At 42.4% G+C, this 18,582-nt stretch carries 17 protein-coding genes; 13 read left to right on the plus strand and 4 right to left on the minus strand.

Going from position 1 to position 18,582, the window contains the following annotated elements; genetic code table 11:
- The first annotated feature begins 66 nt into the window (after positions 1-66).
- From sbnA to I6N90_RS20090, 12 genes are all read left to right on the plus strand, one after another.
- A complete protein-coding gene (sbnA, locus tag I6N90_RS20035; protein ID WP_197937431.1) occupies positions 67-1,065 on the plus strand; it encodes a 2,3-diaminopropionate biosynthesis protein SbnA in 999 nt (332 codons plus the stop codon).
- Positions 1,066-1,154: 89 nt separating this feature from the next.
- Positions 1,155-2,150: a 2,3-diaminopropionate biosynthesis protein SbnB gene (sbnB, locus tag I6N90_RS20040; RefSeq protein WP_232243204.1), complete on the plus strand. Its 996-nt coding sequence runs from the start codon at positions 1,155-1,157 to the stop codon at positions 2,148-2,150.
- 53 nt (positions 2,151-2,203) lie between these two features.
- The gene (locus tag I6N90_RS20045) at positions 2,204-4,003 is read left to right on the plus strand and encodes an IucA/IucC family protein (protein ID WP_197937433.1); all 1,800 of its coding nucleotides are present in this window, start codon (positions 2,204-2,206) and stop codon (positions 4,001-4,003) included.
- Between the two features lie 20 nt (positions 4,004-4,023).
- Positions 4,024-5,391 (plus strand): aspartate aminotransferase family protein, encoded by a 1,368-nt coding sequence (locus I6N90_RS20050; protein ID WP_197937434.1) that lies wholly within the window; start codon positions 4,024-4,026, stop codon positions 5,389-5,391.
- Complete coding sequence (locus tag I6N90_RS20055; RefSeq protein WP_197937435.1) at positions 5,388-6,920, plus strand: pyridoxal phosphate-dependent decarboxylase family protein; 1,533 nt, start codon at positions 5,388-5,390, stop codon at positions 6,918-6,920. The genes I6N90_RS20050 and I6N90_RS20055 overlap by 4 nt, the downstream gene beginning before the upstream one ends.
- On the plus strand, positions 6,895-8,712 hold the full coding sequence (locus I6N90_RS20060) for an IucA/IucC family protein (protein ID WP_197937436.1): 1,818 nt from the start codon (positions 6,895-6,897) through the stop codon (positions 8,710-8,712). The genes I6N90_RS20055 and I6N90_RS20060 overlap by 26 nt, the downstream gene beginning before the upstream one ends.
- 40 nt (positions 8,713-8,752) lie before the next feature.
- Complete coding sequence (locus I6N90_RS20065; protein ID WP_197937583.1) at positions 8,753-9,304, plus strand: GNAT family N-acetyltransferase; 552 nt, start codon at positions 8,753-8,755, stop codon at positions 9,302-9,304.
- Complete coding sequence (locus tag I6N90_RS20070) at positions 9,297-10,643, plus strand: lysine N(6)-hydroxylase/L-ornithine N(5)-oxygenase family protein (protein ID WP_197937437.1); 1,347 nt, start codon at positions 9,297-9,299, stop codon at positions 10,641-10,643. Before I6N90_RS20065 ends, I6N90_RS20070 begins: the two co-directional genes overlap by 8 nt.
- 29 nt (positions 10,644-10,672) lie before the next feature.
- Positions 10,673-11,899, plus strand: coding sequence for an MFS transporter (locus tag I6N90_RS20075; protein ID WP_332262480.1), 1,227 nt, complete (start codon positions 10,673-10,675; stop codon positions 11,897-11,899).
- A gap of 98 nt (positions 11,900-11,997) precedes the next feature.
- Complete coding sequence (locus I6N90_RS20080; RefSeq protein ID WP_197937439.1) at positions 11,998-13,020, plus strand: ABC transporter substrate-binding protein; 1,023 nt, start codon at positions 11,998-12,000, stop codon at positions 13,018-13,020.
- A gap of 77 nt (positions 13,021-13,097) precedes the next feature.
- Complete coding sequence (locus tag I6N90_RS20085) at positions 13,098-14,099, plus strand: FecCD family ABC transporter permease (RefSeq protein WP_197937440.1); 1,002 nt, start codon at positions 13,098-13,100, stop codon at positions 14,097-14,099.
- Positions 14,096-15,154, plus strand: coding sequence for a FecCD family ABC transporter permease (locus I6N90_RS20090; protein WP_197937441.1), 1,059 nt, complete (start codon positions 14,096-14,098; stop codon positions 15,152-15,154). The genes I6N90_RS20085 and I6N90_RS20090 overlap by 4 nt, the downstream gene beginning before the upstream one ends.
- 116 nt (positions 15,155-15,270) lie before the next feature.
- Here the strand turns inward: I6N90_RS20090 and I6N90_RS20095 are convergent, their stop codons facing one another.
- Together I6N90_RS20095 and I6N90_RS20100 are read right to left on the minus strand one after the other, a co-directional pair.
- On the minus strand, positions 15,271-15,564 hold the full coding sequence (locus I6N90_RS20095) for a hypothetical protein (RefSeq protein WP_197937442.1): 294 nt from the start codon (positions 15,562-15,564) through the stop codon (positions 15,271-15,273).
- A gap of 195 nt (positions 15,565-15,759) precedes the next feature.
- Positions 15,760-15,894 (minus strand): sporulation protein YjcZ, encoded by a 135-nt coding sequence (locus I6N90_RS20100; protein ID WP_197937443.1) that lies wholly within the window; start codon positions 15,892-15,894, stop codon positions 15,760-15,762.
- 270 nt (positions 15,895-16,164) lie between these two features.
- Here I6N90_RS20100 and I6N90_RS20105 point away from each other — a divergent pair, with 270 nt between their 5' ends.
- Positions 16,165-16,335 (plus strand): hypothetical protein, encoded by a 171-nt coding sequence (locus tag I6N90_RS20105; RefSeq protein ID WP_197937598.1) that lies wholly within the window; start codon positions 16,165-16,167, stop codon positions 16,333-16,335.
- Between the two features lie 113 nt (positions 16,336-16,448).
- On the opposite strand, the gene I6N90_RS20110 is transcribed toward I6N90_RS20105, so the two are convergent.
- Entirely contained in the window at positions 16,449-16,913 is a 465-nt protein-coding gene (locus I6N90_RS20110; RefSeq protein ID WP_197937444.1) for a RidA family protein, read from the minus strand.
- Between the two features lie 44 nt (positions 16,914-16,957).
- A complete protein-coding gene (locus I6N90_RS20115; RefSeq protein ID WP_197937445.1) occupies positions 16,958-18,562 on the minus strand; it encodes an N-acyl-D-amino-acid deacylase family protein in 1,605 nt (534 codons plus the stop codon).
- Positions 18,563-18,582: the final 20 nt, after the last annotated feature.

The following is an 18,582-nucleotide window of genomic DNA, read 5'->3' on the forward strand; positions in this document are numbered from 1 at the left end:
GATATGGATGTAGATTGATAATGATACTCATTATTAACTAATGCGTGAAAGGAGGCGTCATAGTCCATGTTACAGTCGCAAGCTACTTTACAGACTTATCCGTTTAAACAATCCGTTATTGAATGTATTGGGGATACACCACTCGTACATTTGGGAAGACTTTTCCCACAATTAGATGTGGAAGTTATCGCTAAACTGGAATATATGAATCCCGGAGGAAGTATGAAGGATCGTCCAGCCCGCTACATTATTGAACAAGGTTTAAAGAAGGGGACGATTCAACCGAATACTCATATTGTGGAGAGCACATCAGGTAATTTAGGGATTGCACTGGCCATGATGGGGAGATTGTATGGACTCGCTGTTACTTGCGTCGTTGATCCCAAAATATCTTCTACCAATCTAAAAATTATTCGTCAAATGGGTGCGAACATCGAGATGGTGACGGAGCCTGACGAAAAGGGTGGATATTTAATAACCCGTATTCAACGAGTTCATCAATTGCTTGAGAAAATTCCAAATAGTATGTGGGTTAATCAATATGCTAACGACGATAACTGGAGAGCTCATTATGAGGGAACTGGTTCGGAAATTGTAGATCAGCTTGATTATGCGGATATACTAGTCGCTGGTGTTAGCACATCAGGTAGTATTATGGGAACTTCTCGTCGTATGAAGGAGAAATTTCCGAATCTTCAAGTGGTAGCTGTTGATGCGTTAGGATCGATTATTTTTGACGGTCCGCCAGCTTCACGTGATTTACCGGGGATTGGTGCAAGCAGAGTTCCGGAAATTTTAAATCGTAACGAAATTGATCGTGTTATTCACGTGAATGATCGCGACTCGGCCGATGGATGCCGTGACTTGTTAATGTATGAAGGTATTTTTGCTGGTGGCTCCTCGGGTTCAGTCGTTTCAGCTATCAAAACGTTGCTTCCGCAACTGCCAAGACCATTAGATCGACCATTACGCATAGTTGTATTGCTGCCGGATCGTGGGGATCGTTACATGGATCTTGTATATGACGATGATTGGTACGCCACTATTGCATCCAAATATGAATGATTAGGGAGGAAATTAGGGCAATGAATGTACCAGTTGTGCATGCAAATGTAACTATTGAACAGACTGCTGCGAAAAAACGACCGCAACTCATGTATTTAAGTAGGGAAGAGATTGTGGAGGTTGGCGGTTCTTCTTCCACTTTATATGTAGAAGCTATAACGAATGCATTATCTTTACATGCACAAGGGAAATATGTGCAGCCGCTTAAACCGTATCTACGAACACAAGATGGTAATGGTCACATTGCTGACCGTATTATAGCGATGCCTGCTCATCTGTCTGGAGACGATGCGGTTTCGGGTATTAAATGGATTGGGAGCAAACATGATAATCCAGTTGTGCGGGGACTTGAACGTGCAAGCGGAATTATTGTATTAAATGATCCTGAAAGCAACTATCCAATAGCTGTCATGGAGGCTGGACTTATTAGCAGTATGAGAACGGCTGCTGTAACAGTAGTTGCTGCACGTCACCTAGCTAAGAGTGGCTTCCAATTCGTCACGTGCTTAGGATGTGGTTACATCGCGAAAGCACAACTTTATTCCTTATTGCAACAATTCGAATCTATCGAAGTGATTACTTTGTTTGATGTAAATAAAGAAGCGGCTGTCCAGCTAGCTTCTATACTTAGTAAGCAATTTAATCGTGTCGACTTTAAAGTTGCAGACAGTGCAGAAGAAGCCATTAGAAGCGGGGAAGTCATTGTGACATGTACCGTTACGGATACGCCATATATTCCTTTTGAGTGGATTCCTAAAGGTGCTTTTGTAAGCAATGTATCGATTATGGATGTTCAAAAAGATGTGTTTCTATTAGCAGACAAAGTAGTAGTAGATGATTGGGATCAGTCTAATCGTGAGAAAAAGATCATTAACCAGCTTGTATTGGAAGGATCATTTTCTCGTGAAGGACTGCATGCAGAGCTCGGGGAAATCATCATTGGCCGTAAGCCAGGACGTGAGAATGATGACGAAATTATTATTTTGAACCCGATGGGTATGGCAATTGAAGACATTGCTTGTGCGAAGCGCATTTATATGGAGGCAGAACTTAAAGGGTTAGGTACGAGATTGGATTTGTACTAAATTCCGAGCAAACTATCTCATATGTAGGTTAAGAGTGGAAGGTAGTGATAGATATGAAAGCAATAGTTACGCAATCGACCGCGGAAAGTGCGCTCCTATCAGAGCAATATACAGCAGTTAAGAAACGAATATTTAAACAGCTAGTAGAAGCATTGTTATTTGAAGGTGTGCTTCATGCTGATATAGCGGATAATGGCGAGGAAACTGAATTTACGATACGTGTTCAGGATGAGTCGAATAAGCCAATTATATATACGTGCTGGGGTAAAAGAAGATTAACGTTTGGAAGAATTACGTTAAGTGATAGGTGGATAATACGCTGTGCAGATGGAATAACTGTTCCGGTAGATTCACTTGCTCAATTCGTTAGTGATATTGAACATACTATTGGGGCGGACCATAAGTTATCTGCGATGTTTGTACGTGAGCTTGAGCAGACACTATTAAATGATACGTTAGCCCAGCATTTCCGTGTGGAGCGTGGGGAATCTCTATTAGCAAGCAGTTACGATGATCTTGAAGGCGATGTTATGGATGGACATTTGTACCATCCAAGTTACAAATCGAGAATAGGCTTTACTATTAATGATCAGTACGCATACGGTCCTGAGTTCAAAAATAATATATCTCCCATCTGGATTGCCCTCCATAAAGAAGGAGCTACTGCGGTTTGTTCATCTCACTTGGATTGGGAGTGCTGGTTAAAGGCTGAATTAGGAGAATCACAGTGGCATAACTTTAGGCAAAAACTACATCAAGCGCACGTCTCCTCTCAAGATTATATTTGGATGCCTGTTCATCCATGGCAATGGAGTAACCACATCATCCCTCACTACCATGAACAACTCCATAACAAACAAATCATATATTTGGGTGAATCCCTAGACTACTATCGTCCGCAACAATCCATCCGTACACTAACAAACTATTCTGCACCGACCAAAGCTTATACGAAATTGTCCATGAATATCGTTAACACATCTACAGGTCGTGTACTTGCGCCGCATACGGTTATGAATGCACCAATCATATCGGACTGGCTATCAGCGATTGTCCAAGGGGATACGTATTTGTCACAGGAATTAAGAGTATCGATTCTTGAGGAATTTGGAGGTGTAACTTATGAACCTTCGGGTAAAACTTCGGCTGCAACCTATGGATCATTGGGTTGTATATGGCGATCTAGCATACACACGAAATTAGTTGCAGGTGAAGAAGCGATTACTTTCACTGCGCTATGTGCTCGCGACATTGATGGAAAACCATATGTGGATCGTTGGATTCGTCAGTATGGGTTACGCAATTGGGTTAACGGATTGCTTGAGAGCAGTATTCGCCCCATCATCCATTTACTGTATGCCCACGGCATTGCTTTTGAATCCCATGCACAAAATATGATGCTCGTTCACAAAAAAGGATGGCCGACTCGTATTGTGTTGAAAGACTTCCATGACGGCATTCGGTTTTCACGAACGCATCTTGCTGATGAAAGCATATGTCCGAGGTTACTAGAAACACCAGAGGCACATGCTAGAGTGAATCGTAACTCGTTTATCGAAACGTCCGATACGGACAATATTAGAGATCTTGTATTAGGTGCGTTTTTCTTTATTAATTTAGGGCAGTTCGCCATCTTTTTGGAAGATCATTATCAGTTTTCAGAGTCAGAATTTTGGCAGGAAGCTAGACGGGTCATATCGGATTACCAAGAGCGGTTTACACACTTGCAAGATCGTTTCCAATTGTTTGATCTATTTACATCACACAATGAGTTGGAGCAGTTAGCCAAACGTCGATTGTTTGCCGACACGGAATTGCGCAAACATAAAGTTCGAAACCCGATGTCTATATAGGACGATGAAGGAGGATGAAGATGGAGCGGGGGAATAGCTTTTATTTAAATAGCCAATCTAGTTGGGAGTCGAATGCACGTTCATATCCTCGGAAAATTCCGATTGCGATAACTTGGGCTAAAGGAATAATGGTAAGGGACGCAGATGGAAAAAGTTATTACGATTGTTTATCCGGTGCAGGAACATTGGCACTCGGGCACAACCATCCTGTCGTCATAGAAGCGATGCAGGAGACATTAAGAAGTGGTCTTCCGCTGCATACGTTAGATTTAACGACGCCGATGAAGCAACAGTTCGTTGAAGAGTTGTTTCAATGTTTGCCTTCTAAGTTTGCGAATAGAGCCAAAATACAGTTCTGTGGACCAACAGGAGCAGATGGTGTAGAAGCAGCTATTAAGCTTGTGAAGACGGCAACTGGCAGACGCAATATGATGTCATTCCACGGGGGATACCATGGTATGACAAACGGAGCACTAAGTCTTACAGGTAATTTGAGCCCAAAGCAACACGTCGCTAATCTTATGCCTGATGTTCAGTTCATGCCTTATCCTTACAACTATCGTTGCCCATTCGGCGTCGGAGGGGATGAAGGCCATCGGATAGGCAGTCGTTATATGGAGCATGTCTTAAATGATCCCGAGAGCGGGATTGTGAGACCGGCTGGAATGATTATTGAAGTTGTGCAAGGGGAAGGCGGAGTTATACCAGCACCAGTTGAATGGCTTCGTGAAATACGACGTATGACATGTGAACGGGAAATCCCTCTCATTATAGATGAGGTCCAGACTGGTCTTGGACGTACTGGGAAAATGTTTGCGTTTGAACATGCAGATATTACGCCGGATGTACTGGTCTTGTCGAAGGCGATTGGTGGAAGTCTTCCACTCGCAGTCATTATTTATGACGAGTCGCTGGATCAATGGCAACCAGGGGCACATGCTGGAACATTCCGCGGTAACCAACTTGGGATGGCGGCTGGAATTGCTACGATACAGTTTATTAAGCAAAATCAAATCGATAAACATGCTGAAAAAGTTGGCGACTTATTTCAGTACCAATTGGTAAACGTGAAATCTGATACATCCTGTATTGGCGAAGTTCGCGGCAAGGGATTAATGATAGGGGTCGAAATTGTTAATAAAGAGGGTACCCCTGATCATCTAGGCAGTTATCCTGCTTACCCGGAACTTGCCAAAATGATTCAACAACAATGTGTGTCCCGCGGTTTAATTGTTGAGCTTGGAGGACGATATGGCAGCGTTGTACGTTTCCTGCCACCATTAATAATTACGGATGAACAAGTTCATGACATTATAGCTATATTTCATGATGCTGTAACGGCATCAGAGCGGGCGATCATATCGAAGCTTGTGGAGGTTCTTTCATGACTTCATTTGCTTCCCCTCTTTTCCTTGATGGGTCGCCGGAAAGTGAATCGGCATTCCGGGAGGCCGTTCAAGCTGCACAAGAAACGATTCTTTTTTGTTTTGCAAATCTAGATCGACCATATAGCGGTGAATCACCACTCGTATTAAGTGAGCTGGCAAAGGGGATGAATCGTACCTTTGCAACTGGTGAAGCGCTGGATGCGGTTATTCAGCAGGTGGGACAATCCATCCTTCGTCATTCAGCTGTCGTCACTCATCCTGCGTGTATTGCTCATCTTCATTGTCCTCCCCTTATTGCATCTGTTGCGGCGGAAGTTATCATTGCAGCGACAAATCAATCGATGGACTCGTGGGATCAGAGTATGTCTGCCACATTTGTAGAAGAAGGTATGATCTCCTTTTTATGTGATCTATTTCGTTATGATCATCATGCGGATGGTGTCTTTACGAGTGGTGGAACACAATCTAATTTGATGGGTCTACTGCTCGCAAGGGATGCTGCAATTGAACGGCATTTGGGCTGGAATGTACAGAAGCAAGGTTTGCCTCCTGAGGCGTCTAAGCTCAGAATGCTTTGCTCGGAGGTTGCCCACTTTACCGTTTCTCAATCTGCTGCCCTCCTTGGCCTTGGTCATCAAGCAGTTGTAACGGTAGAAGTAGATTCCGATTATCGGATGTGTCCTGAAGCTTTGGATCGTAAGCTAATGGAATTAGAGGAAAAAGGATTGATTCCGTTTGTTCTCGTGGCTACTGCGGGTACAACTGATTTCGGAAGTATTGATCCGTTGAAATCACTTTCTGAGCGAGCTAGAAAGTACGACATGTGGCTACATGTAGATGCAGCATATGGCGGTGCGCTGAAACTGAGCTCTTTGCACAGCTACAAATTAGACGGAATTGAGTATGCGGATTCTATAACGGTAGATTTCCACAAACTATTCTATCAGTCTATTAGTTGTGGTGCGTTTTTACTGAGAGAGAAATCAGACTTCAAATACATGCAATTGTATGCAGATTATTTAAACCCCGAATCGGAGCAGAGCCATACACCCAATTTGGTCGGAAAATCACTTCAAACAACGAGACGTTTCGACGCTCTAAAGTTGTATATGTCCTTGCAACATGTTGGAGTAGAGCGATTTGGCTCTATTATCGATACGACAATTGCACTTGCAAGCAATGTAGCAGTGTCCATTGAGCAGGACCCTTCATTAGAGCTTCTGCATAAGCCTTCTCTTAATGCGGTTGTATTTCGTTATGTTCCTCACCAATTGCCAGCATCAAGAGATTACGAGCAATGGTCTGACGAAATAAACGGACATATTCGTAATACTTTATTGCTTGATGGGATAGCTGTACTTGCTAGAACAAAAGTAGCAGGCAAAGCCTGTATGAAATTTACGTTGCTTAATCCACAAACAACGCTCCACCAGTTGGAAGCTATCTTGGAACAGGTCAAAGGAATTGGTAGTCACTATGAAATAGAAGAGGGGCAGAAACAGAATGAACGCTGCAAAACGTTTAGCTGAACAAGCAACTATCCAAAGCTTCTTGAATTGTTATTTGCGTGAATCAGGTCCGTTTGATTGGATTAACGCATCATCTGATGTTATACCAGATCCTATTCATCTAGCGGTTAAAGCGGATCAATACATTCGTTTTGAACTTATCCATTTGAATGTGACCTTCTATGTCGGGGTTCATTATAAATCACCAACGGGTCGGCATATTTTCCGTTTCCCTGTCTTTTCTATTAACGATTCAGAAGGGGAAGCAGTTGAATCTGACTATGTGTTTGTTGTTCGCTCGCTTTCAGAACAACTATCGTTGGAAGCTAGCTTGGTAGCGAAACCAGATGAGCTAGTGGAGCGGGTAATGGAAAGTTGTGCGTATATGGAAAGTTTTATTCTTGGACGAGAGTGGGATGCTAGCGAGTTGTATGAAGGAAACACGACGTTCCTTGAAGCGGAGCAAGCATTGCTGCTTGGACATCTCATTCATCCTGTACCGAAGAGTAGACAAGGTATACCTGAGGGACTGCATGGTCTTTACGATCCAGAGCTAAAGGGGGAATTCCAGCTTCATTATTTCCGTGCACATAAATCGATTATCAAAGAAGGATCTTTGCAAGCTGTTACAGCTACTAATTGGGTTAAAGAAGAATTAAAAAAACAGTGTGGTGAAGAGGATTCATTTGTACTTGATTATTGCCAAGAAGATGATTATTCTCTCATCCCTATTCACCCATTGCAAGCGATGTGGTTGCTGCGTCAAGAAGAGGTAAAACAATTATTAGAGGGCGATCAGCTTACTTATCTCGGAGCAAGTGGTCACAAATATAGTGCAACTTCATCGATGCGAACAGTCTATCAGGCTGAATCTGAATTTATGGTAAAAGGATCTATCCCCGTTAAAATTACAAACTCCCTTCGAGTGAACAAATATAAAGAACTTGAACGGGGCGTGGAAGTTAGTAGATTATTGGAAACATCACTTGGAAGTAGTTTGCGAAATCAGTACCCGCAATTTCAAATTTTATGTGATCCAGCCTTTTTGACGGTGCATATTGATGGGCAAGATGAATCTGGTTTTGAGGTCGTTTTGCGAGACAACCCGTTCCGGGGTGAACATGCAGTAGATGCGATAGTCGTCGCTTCATTGTTCCAAGACCCTGTTGTTGGTACGAGGTCACGTATTGGAGAGACGATCCATACGATTGCTGAGAAGGAGCAACGACCTATAGTGGAGGTAAGCTTGGACTGGTTCCGACGTTACTTGGATGTTTCACTAGAACCGATCGTCTGGTTATATTTACGTTATGGTATTGCACTGGAGGCTCATCAACAAAATAGTGTTGTGAAATTAGAAAATGGTTATCCTTCGAGTTTCTATTATCGTGATAATCAGGGCTACTACTTCTGTAAGTCTACTTTTAACACGCTAAATACGTTGCTTCCGGGAATAGGGAGTGTCAGTGAAACGGTTTGTGAAGACAGTGTTGCAGATGAACGGCTTCGTTATTATTTAATATTTAATCATATGTTTGGTGTCATTAATGGATTTGGTACGGCAGGTTTAATCGATGAATCGATATTACTCAAAGAACTTCGTGAGCGTCTACAACGTTTTGTTCCTCAAAACCGTGAGCCTTCCGAATTTCTAAGCAGCTTATTAACATCGCCACATTTGCCATGTAAAGCAAATTTGTTAACTCGATTGTATGATATGGATGAGCTGGTAGGGGCAATGGAGACGCAATCGGTTTATGTATCTATCCCTAATCCGCTTTATTCAGAGGAGAGCAGCTATGTTTACCGATAAAACAATAAAGCAAGATGTGGGAAGTTCCACCGTATTCGAAATGATGCATCCTAAACTCGGATGCGTTATTTCGTTTCGACGTGTAGAAAGTGAGATCGATTTCGAGCGACTGTATGAATGGCAACATTATGACCATGTGAAACCTTATTGGAATTTGGCCATTTCTCGTGAAGCCTATCGGCAACACTTAGAAGCATTCCTATTAGATACTCATCAAACACTATATATCGGCTCGATTGATGGTGTACCTATGAGTTATTGGGAATGTTATTGGGCGGTTGACGATGTGATAGCGGGTTGTTACGAACCAAAAGTTGCGGATCAAGGCGTTCATTTGTTAATAGGTCCACCAGAATATATTGGGCGCGGCTATGCGCTGCCGATGCTGGAGGCGATGGTTTCTTTCTTATTTCTGCACAAGGAAACGGATCGTATTGTTGCAGAGCCAGACATAAGGAATGACAAAATGATTCATATCTTTAAGAGATGTGGCTTCGAAGTGCAGAAGACCATAACGTTGCCAGATAAGCAGGCATTGCTTCTATTTTGTAATAGAGAAAACTTTCGGGGGAGCGGTAATGATAATGACTGATAGATTAGCTCCTTCTGATGTAACCTATGACGTAATCGGAATAGGCATTGGTCCGTTTAATTTAGGACTCGCTGCTTTATTGCAAGGATCGGATGAATGTGCGGTAAAAGCTTTATTTTTCGAGCAGAAACCAGAGTTTGAATGGCATGGCGGCATGTTAATTGACGGAACGACGTTGCAGGTTCCCTTTATGGCTGATCTCGTTACGATGGCTGACCCAACAAGTCCGTATAGTTATTTGAATTATTTGAGGGCAGAAGGAAGGTTATATGCCTTCTATTTCTTTGAGAAGTTTCATATTCCACGGCAAGAGTACAATCACTATTGTCAGTGGGTTGCAAAGCAGCTAACGAGTTGCCAATTCGGACAACAAGTTGTTCGTACTACACAAGTAACACGAAAGGATGGAGTTTGTTATGAGGTTGTTGTCCAACATGCGGAGTCAAAGGAAGAGGCGATATATTATGCGCGTCATCTCGTTCTCGGCGTAGGAAATGTACCGCATGTTGGGGAAACACTCTCGTCACAGCTCTCGGAGACGATGTTCCATTCTGCAAGTTATACGAAGCGTCGCAAGCAGTGCTTGGATGCGAAAAGTATTACAGTAGTTGGCTCTGGACAAAGTGCAGCGGAAATATTTTACGATTTGCTGAAGTCTCAAAGTGAATATGGTTATGAGCTGACTTGGCTCACAAGGTCTCGCGGATTTTTCCCAATGGAATATTCTAAGCTAGGATTGGAACATTTCTCGCCTGATTATACATCGTATTTCTTTGATTTGCCTGCATCCAAAAAAGATAGCATATTGGGTCAGCAACATTTGCTCTACAAAGGAATAAGTGCTGTAACGATAGCAGACATCTATGATGAGCTTTACCACGCCACTAGTTGCGGGAAACGACCAAAAATTTCTCTGCGTCCATTAACTGAGGTGAAGGAAGTTATAGCGCTTAACGAAGATGGGGAAACGGGATATCGGCTTTCTTGCTGGCAATGGGAACAAGAGGAGTGGTTTAGTTTGACTAGCGAGCAAGTTATTTTAGCAACGGGATACCGTCAAATAACACCACATTGTCTCGAAAGTCTAACACCGATCATCAATTGGGATGGGCAGGGACGATATCAAGTAGATGCTCAATATCGTCTTGCTTTAAAAGATAAAGTTAAGGGTCAAAACAACATTTATATTCAAAATGGTGAACTTCATACGCATGGCATTGGTGCACCTGACCTTGGTCTTGGTGCTCATCGAAATGCTACCATTATTAATGATTTAGCCGACCGAGTCGTTTATCCCGTTACGAATCACAACGTTTTTCAACAGTTCGGTGTGCAGTGATATCGGGGCTTAGAAGTTCCAGCAAAGTAGTGAAATCGTCGCTGCTCGCTTGTGTTTTTTTGAGCATTTTTGGCGAGGTGATGTTGTCTCCCTTTTATCCTCAATTTTTTCAAAAAGTGTTTCACATTGATGATTTATCGTATACAGGTTTTTATATTTTCGTATGCCGTTTGACGGTAGTGTTATGTTCACCTTTATGGGGGTTATTAACGCGGAAATTTTGTGTAAAAAGATTGCTTCTTATCGGTCAGGGGGGCACTGCAATATGCACTGCTCTCCTTGCTACCGCGTCTAGTGCAGAGCAATTTGTCATGTTAACTGTGCTACTGCTGTTGTTCAAGAGTAGCTACATGCTGGTCTACCCGCTTCTAATCGAAGTAGCTGGCCCAGAAAACAAAGCGCCTTCTGCTGGAAGCTACCATGCGGTCTACCATACAGCTATTATCTTTTCGAGTATAGCGGGTGTAGGAATGATCAACATGGCAAATCCGCTCGTATTGTTTTATTGGGTTGGTGTAACTGATATCTTACAGTTGCTGTTGTGCTGGTTTGTACTGCGCGGTGTTACTTTGAAGAAGAAGGTAGAAAAGCAAGCTGTTCTTCATAAGGATAAGGGTAGCCGGAAGTATGCTGACAAGCTTCCGCTTATTTATTTGGGTATTACTTTGCTTGGGTTTCACTTAGCGGTCAATATGGTAAGGCCATATTTTACAATATTTACAGGTGAGTATTGGCAACTATCGTTAACTGAGCAGAGTATACTCTACTTTTTACCTAATGCAATTGCAGTGTTCTCCTTTGTTCTTGTACAAAAAATGTGTGCTCCACAGCGGTTGCGAGCAACATTAATGATCGGTTTGTCTTTATTAGCCGTTACACTTGCCTTGCAGGGAATAGAGGGAAGTATTGTTTCACTTATTGCCAGCCGCTGCATGTTTGGTGTATTTCTGATCCTTTCTCAGGCAGCACTCGAGGTGGTTGTCTTCTCGACAAGCAGTTCTGACAAGCTTCATATGAACTACAGTTTTATCGTATCTTTTCAAAATATTGGGCAATTGCTAGCCCCACTACTAGCTTCAGCTATCGTTATAAATAGCGGGTATGGCAGTCCATTTTATGTTGCTGCAATCATTTGTTTATTTAGTCTGGTGTTTCTATGGCGTGTCCTATTGCGACAGAAACAGGGTTGGATGAACATAGTCGATAATAGTAGAAATACGATAAAGGTAGATGAAAGTGGTACGATTAGACAATAAAACGGGCATTTTAAGATATTGGAATCCAGAAGGACTTCTACTAACATTATGAATGAAAATAATAATTATTATCAGTTAAAGGGAGAGAGAAAGCAGTCATGGCACAAACAAGGAAATATTATTTGTCTATTTTGTCATTGATTCTAGCGTTAACCTTTATTCTATCGGCATGTGGCGATGGGTCAAAGGTTAATAACAAAGGGGCCGATGCTACAGCTTCGCCAGCGGCATCACCATCTGCAAGTGCTTCGCCAAGTGCAGAAGCTACTGATACAACCCCTTATACGGTTCAGCATGCAATGGGAAGTACTGAGATAAAAGGAACGCCTAAACGTATCGTTGTTCTTACTAATGAAGGAACAGAGGCTGTTCTATCTTTAGGTATTACGCCTGTAGGTATTGTAAGAGCATGGGGATTAGATCCAATCTATCAGCATTTGGTAGACAAACTTAGTGGAGTAGAGTTGCTAGGGGATGAGAATCAACCAAATCTAGAATTAATCGCTGCTTTGAAACCAGATCTGATTTTGGGTAACAAGTTCAGACAAGAAAAAATTTACGAGCAATTATCCGATATTGCACCTACTGTATTCTCGGAGAGATTAAACGGCGACTGGCAAATTAACTACAAAATTTATGCAGAAGCGCTTAACAAAAAAGAAGATGGACAAGCGCAAATAGATCAGTTCACGAAACGTACAGAAGATTTTAAAACTGAACTGGGTGATGACATTAATAAACAAGTATCAATCGTCCGCTTTAACCCAGGTGGAATTGTACGGCTCTACTTTAATGATACATTCTCAGGTGTAATTTTGAAGCAAATCGGCTTAAAACGTCCAGCTGTACAGGATAAGGCTGCTTTCTCTGAAGATGTTGGCAAGGAGCGTATTCCTGATATGGAAGGCGACGTTCTCTTCTACTTCGCTTATGACAATGAAAAAGGCGAAGCTGCTCAAGCAGAAAAAGAATGGCAAGAGGATGCACTATGGAAAAACTTAAACGTTGTAAAAAGCGGAAATGTACATAAAGTTTATGACGGAGTATGGAACTCATCAGGTGGAATTTTAGCTGCTAATTTGATGTTAGATGATTTGCAAAAATATTTGTTGAAAAAATAATAGGATGAAGTTGGAGAGCAGCCCTGTAATTAGGGCTGTTTTTCCAGGTTTTATCGGGAATAGGAGTTACTACAGATATGCTGCACACAGTGAAGTGGAAAATAATAGGGTTAGTCCTAGCGATTATTTTAGTCTTTCTTCTGTTCGGAGCAAGTGTGCTATTTGGTTATACGAATACAACATGGCAAATGGTCATTCAAGCATATACGGCGTTTGATGGTTCAAATGAACATATTATTATTCGCGAAGCTAGAGTTCCGCGTGCAGTTGCAGCATTGCTCGTAGGTGCGGCTCTTGCTGGTGCGGGCATTATTATGCAAGCTTTAACTCGAAATCCGATGGCGTCTCCTGGCATATTAGGTGTCAATGCAGGTGGCGGATTTTTTATAGTAGCTGGTGTTTCGTTTTTCTCCATATCATCAGAGAAAAGCTATATGTGGCTTGCATTTGCAGGGGCAATTATAGCTTCTATATTTGTATATGTTATTTCTTCTATTGGACGAGAGGGGATGACGCCGCTTAAGTTAACGCTCGCAGGTGCAACCACTGCGGCATTATTTTCTTCTTTTACATCAGCACTCCTTGTCATAGATGAACGGACATTAAGTGATGTTTTATACTGGCTTGCTGGTTCAGTGGAAGGCAAAAGTTTGAATTTGATTACCTCTGTCCTGCCATTTCTTATAACAGGGTTTATCGTTATTTTATTTTTGGGTCGAGCTTTAAATGTGTTTGCTATTGGTGAAGATGCCGCTGTTGGATTAGGTCAAAATACGGTTGCACTTAAACTTCTTTCATTACTAGTCGTCGTAGTTTTGGCAGGAGGAGCAGTAGCGATTGCAGGACCTGTTGGTTTTGTCGGTCTTGTTATTCCGCATATCGCAAGAGGGCTAATTGGTAGAGATCATCGTTGGATTATCCCGTATTGTTTAGTATTGGGTGCAATTTTATTACTGTCTGCAGATTTAGGAGCCCGTTTTATCGCATTCCCACGCGAGGTGCCAGTAGGAGTAATGACAGCTATTGTTGGAGCACCATTCTTTATCTACTTGGCTAGAAGGGAGCTGTTCCTGAAATGAATCGGTTAGACACTGGGCAGATTAAATCTACTTTGACTGAACGGAATCGACGCCGTAAAGTAACAGCCGCGGTTACATGGATAGGATTGCTATCGTTGTTGTTTATACTTTCCGTTGCTAGTTTGAGTGTGGGATCACTAGTAATAGCTCCATTCAAGACACTTGAAGTTTTATTTGTATCCGGCTGGGGAGGGGATTCCGCTGAAAATACGGTTATTTGGAAGTTTCGGATGCCGCGATTGTTACTTGCTGGCTTAGCTGGTGCTGCCTTAGCGCTCTCTGGAACCATTTTGCAAAGTGTCGTTAGAAATCCACTGGCTTCTCCTGATGTAGTTGGCGTTACAAGTGGAGCTTCAATGATGGCAGTTGTGTTTCTAGCATTTTTTAATGAATCGCTCAACATTGTTTGGATGCCATTGTTTTCATTTGCTGGTGCGGTAGCAGTTACCTTTTTTATTTATGTAGCATCGTGGAAGCGGGGAGTTTCACCTCTTCGTCTTATTTTAGTTGGTCTAGGTGTCGCCGCATTATTAGAAGCTTGTAAAACGTTATTTCTTATATTCAGTCCGATTTTTTTGACAAGTCAAGCGCAAGTATGGTTAACAGGCAGTGTGTACGGAACTAGTTGGCATAATATTTACTCTTTTTTACCCTGGTTTGTTTCACTTACGATTGTGCTTATATTTATGGTTCGTCAATTAAATATCGGGGTACTTGGAGATGAGTTAACGATATCACTCGGGTCGCGTTTACAACGTCAGCGTATGCTGCTTATCGGAGTAGCAGCTGCATTAGCGGGATCTGCGATTTCTTTTGTTGGTGGGATTGGCTTTATTGGTCTTATGGCCCCCCATTTAGCTCGTAGGTTAGTAGGCAGCTCACATGCTCTTTTGTTGCCATGTGCGGCATTGGTAGGTGCCATTTTACTTATTTCAGCAGATTTAATCGGCAGGACAATGTTTTCACCAAGGGACATTCCAGCGGGGGTGTTTACAGCAGTTATCGGGGCACCTTTTTTGATCTATTTACTTATGAATGTGAAGAAGCAGGTATAGGGCTATTTTGTAATAGACCAGTATGTAAGATTTTCTTTTCTTATACAGTTTAGTGACGACTAGTCAGTTTGCCATTTTTATTACGATTTGACCAGTCGTCTATTGCTGGTTAACTATTATTTTTGTTTAGAGATATGCTTTTGCAACTCCGCTTTTTTATCTGCAAGTTGCTTAGTTTGTAGAAGTTGTTGTTTGTTTATCTCGCTAAGTTCAACATTTAGCTTTTCGATGCGAGTCATTTTATTGCTCAAATCACTTGGTAACAGGCTTTTTTGAATATCCCTTTGCAATTGCTTTAGTTTTGCTTGCGCGCCATCCTTTTTCTTCTGATCGGATTTGCTGCTTTGCTCCAGCTGTTCAATTTCTCTTTTTAACCTGCTTATTATCGATGAAACAAAACTAATGGACATTCGGACACCTCTTTAGGAATAGTGTCACTATTCTACTACATAACGCCTACATTAGCGAGAATATCGGACTGGGTAGGACTTATGCAAAATAATGAAGACACAAAAACAAGGAAGACCCATTAAAGGGTCTTCCTCGTTTTCGTCTAAAAGGCACGTTCAAGTCTGAATGCATGGAGGTTACATATCAGATTTGAATTAACAGAATTTGCCACCGAAGCCGCCAACACCGCCAAAGCCAAAGCTACAAGCGATGATTACTAGAAGGATGAAAAGAACCAAGATTGCTCCTACATTGTTATCTCTACCAATTCCGCCAACGCAACCACTCATTGTTTCCTGCACCTCCTTCTTGTTGAGTACTCTGTAAGTTATGCGCCTGTGGACCAATGTGACTGGGTATTTGTTACCGTGGTATTTAACTTCGGCTAATGCCTATACATAAGGACAAGTGCTTAGAAAGTATCGGAAAAAAGCCGTGACCAGGCAGGAAAGGTGCGGGCATAGAGCAAATATGTGCAAACACACAATTTTCCTAATAGCCTAAACAACTTACGCAAATATACATAGGATACTGTACCTTAATAAAAAGGAGATGAAAAAATGAACTATGCAGCGAACGTTTCTGGCGGAGCTAATTCTCACTTCCCTGTAGGTGGTGCACACCATCATAATCATTGTGGTCCAGTTGTTGGAGGATGTGGTAACAACGTTGGAAGCATCCTAGTACTCTTCATTTTATTGGTTATCATCACTCGTGCTATCTGTTTCTAAATCGTAGCGGTTTCACTTTAAATAAGGGCTTAGGCGTGTCCACAAGCTGAAATAGCATGAAAATCCCCAAGCGAAATTCGCTTGGGGATTTTATTTGTTATGAGGATATGTGATTAGTCACGAACTTCAGCAATTAGCTCAATCTCAACTGGTGTATGGAATGGCAAGTCGCTAGTTCCGATAGCGGAACGTGCATGACGGCCGTTTTCACCAAATACTTCGATTAGAAGATCGGATGCACCGTTGATTACATAAGGTTGGTCGCCAAATCCAGGAGCACTGTTTACGAAAGCAAGGATTTTAACGATCTTTACAACGCGATCCAAATCACCAAGATGAGCTTTCATTGCAGCAAGCAAGTTGATTACAACTTGACGAGCAGCTTCTTGGCCTTGTTCAATCGTTAGGTCTGAACCGACTTTACCTTCATACATAAGAACGCCATCAATACGGCAATCGAATCCAGACGTGTAGATTAGGTTGCCTGTTTGGTTAACTGGCTTGTAAAGAAATTTTGGTTCAGTAGTTGGAGGCAATGTAATTCCTAGTTCAGCTAGACGGTGTTCAATTTTAGACATAGTAATTAGCTCCTTTATGTTTCCGTTATTTGTTTGACTGCTCGTTAGATCGAGCAGCAATGTTGTGCGCGAATGAGTGAACCTTCACGTTTATGCGTATGAACACCATGTTGCATCGTAAGCTGACCGCCTACAACAACATGTGTAATACCAGTAGGGAATTGACGTGGATCGGCAAAAGTTGCCGTATCTTGAATCGTATCCATATCGAACACAGTAATATCTGCAAGATAACCTGGAACGATAAGGCCGCGTTTGCCTAACTTGAAGCGTTGTACTGGGAATGAAGTAAGCTTGCGAACGGCTTGCTCCAGCGAAAGCACTTTATCTTCTCGTACATATTTGGCAAATACACGTGGGAATGTGCCATACGTACGAGGATGCGGCTTGCCGATTTCACAGTTCAAGCTGTCGGATGCGATCAATGATTTCTCGTATGCGATAACTTGTTTGACATCATCATCAGACATATGGAAATAGACGATTGCAATTTGGCCGTTTTCTTCGAGGAGCAAATCCATCATGCAATCAACGGGATGTTGACCACGAATCTCGGCAACCTCAGCGATATGTTTACCTTCGAGCGACTTGTTTCCTTCTGATTGAACAGCGGAAATCACAATACTGTTCCAGCCAGTAGAGCAAACAAGATTGTCCCAGTGTTGTTGCTCATGACTAAGTTCTTCCTTAATCCGTGCTCTTAGCGTTGGATTACGGAACGCTTCCAGCGTTGCTTCAATACCGCCTTCCAGTACCCAAGGCGGAAGAACAGTCGTTAATGTCGTTGAACCTGCATTGTATGGGTAGACATCAACGGTAACGTCCATGCCACGTGCACGAGCATCTTCGACAAGCTCTAGAGCTTCTAGTACTTTACCCCAATTTGCTTTACCAGCCGCTTTCAAATGACTGATATGAAGGGAGATGCCGGCACGTTCTGCGATCCAGATAACTTCAGCAACGGACGGCAGCAAGTTGTTTCCTTCGCCGCGAATATGGGTAGAGAACAAGCCATTGTATTTCGGAAGTACGCTACAAAGCTCAACTAATTCTTCTCTTGAAGTGTAGCTTCCTGGTGCATAGAGTAGGCCGATTGACAAACCAATTGCGCCAGCACGAAGTCCCTCTTCCAGCAATTCTTTCATACGCGCGATCTCAGCAGTTGTAGCTGGACGATTCTCGAAGCCCATAACGGCAATACGAAGTGCGCCATGCGCTACATATGTCGCGATATGCTCGGAAGGATTGGAGCGAGCAACAAAGTCCATATACTCGCCAACCGTTTCCCAAGGCCATTCCCAGCTTGTACTGCCTAGAACAGGTTGGACGTAAGTTTGCAGAAGGTCCGCTTTGTTGCGGACGAATGGAGCAGGAGCTAATCCGCAGTTGCCGACAACTTCGGTCGTTACCCCTTGCTGCATCTTTATTTCACTATGAGGATGATCGATAATCATAAGATCAGAATGACAATGTCCATCGATAAAACCAGGCGAAATAATTTTGCGACTTACGTCGATTACTTGATGAGCTTCTTGATCGATTTGTCCGACAGAGACGATTACGCCGTCTTTAACGCCAACATCGCCTCTATACCAAGGATTGCCGCTACCATCTACGATTTTTCCATTTTTCAATACTAAATCTAGCATGTTTGACTTAGCTCCTCTCT

Source organism: Paenibacillus sp. GSMTC-2017 (genome assembly GCF_016019935.1).
GTDB lineage: Bacteria > Bacillota > Bacilli > Paenibacillales > Paenibacillaceae > Pristimantibacillus.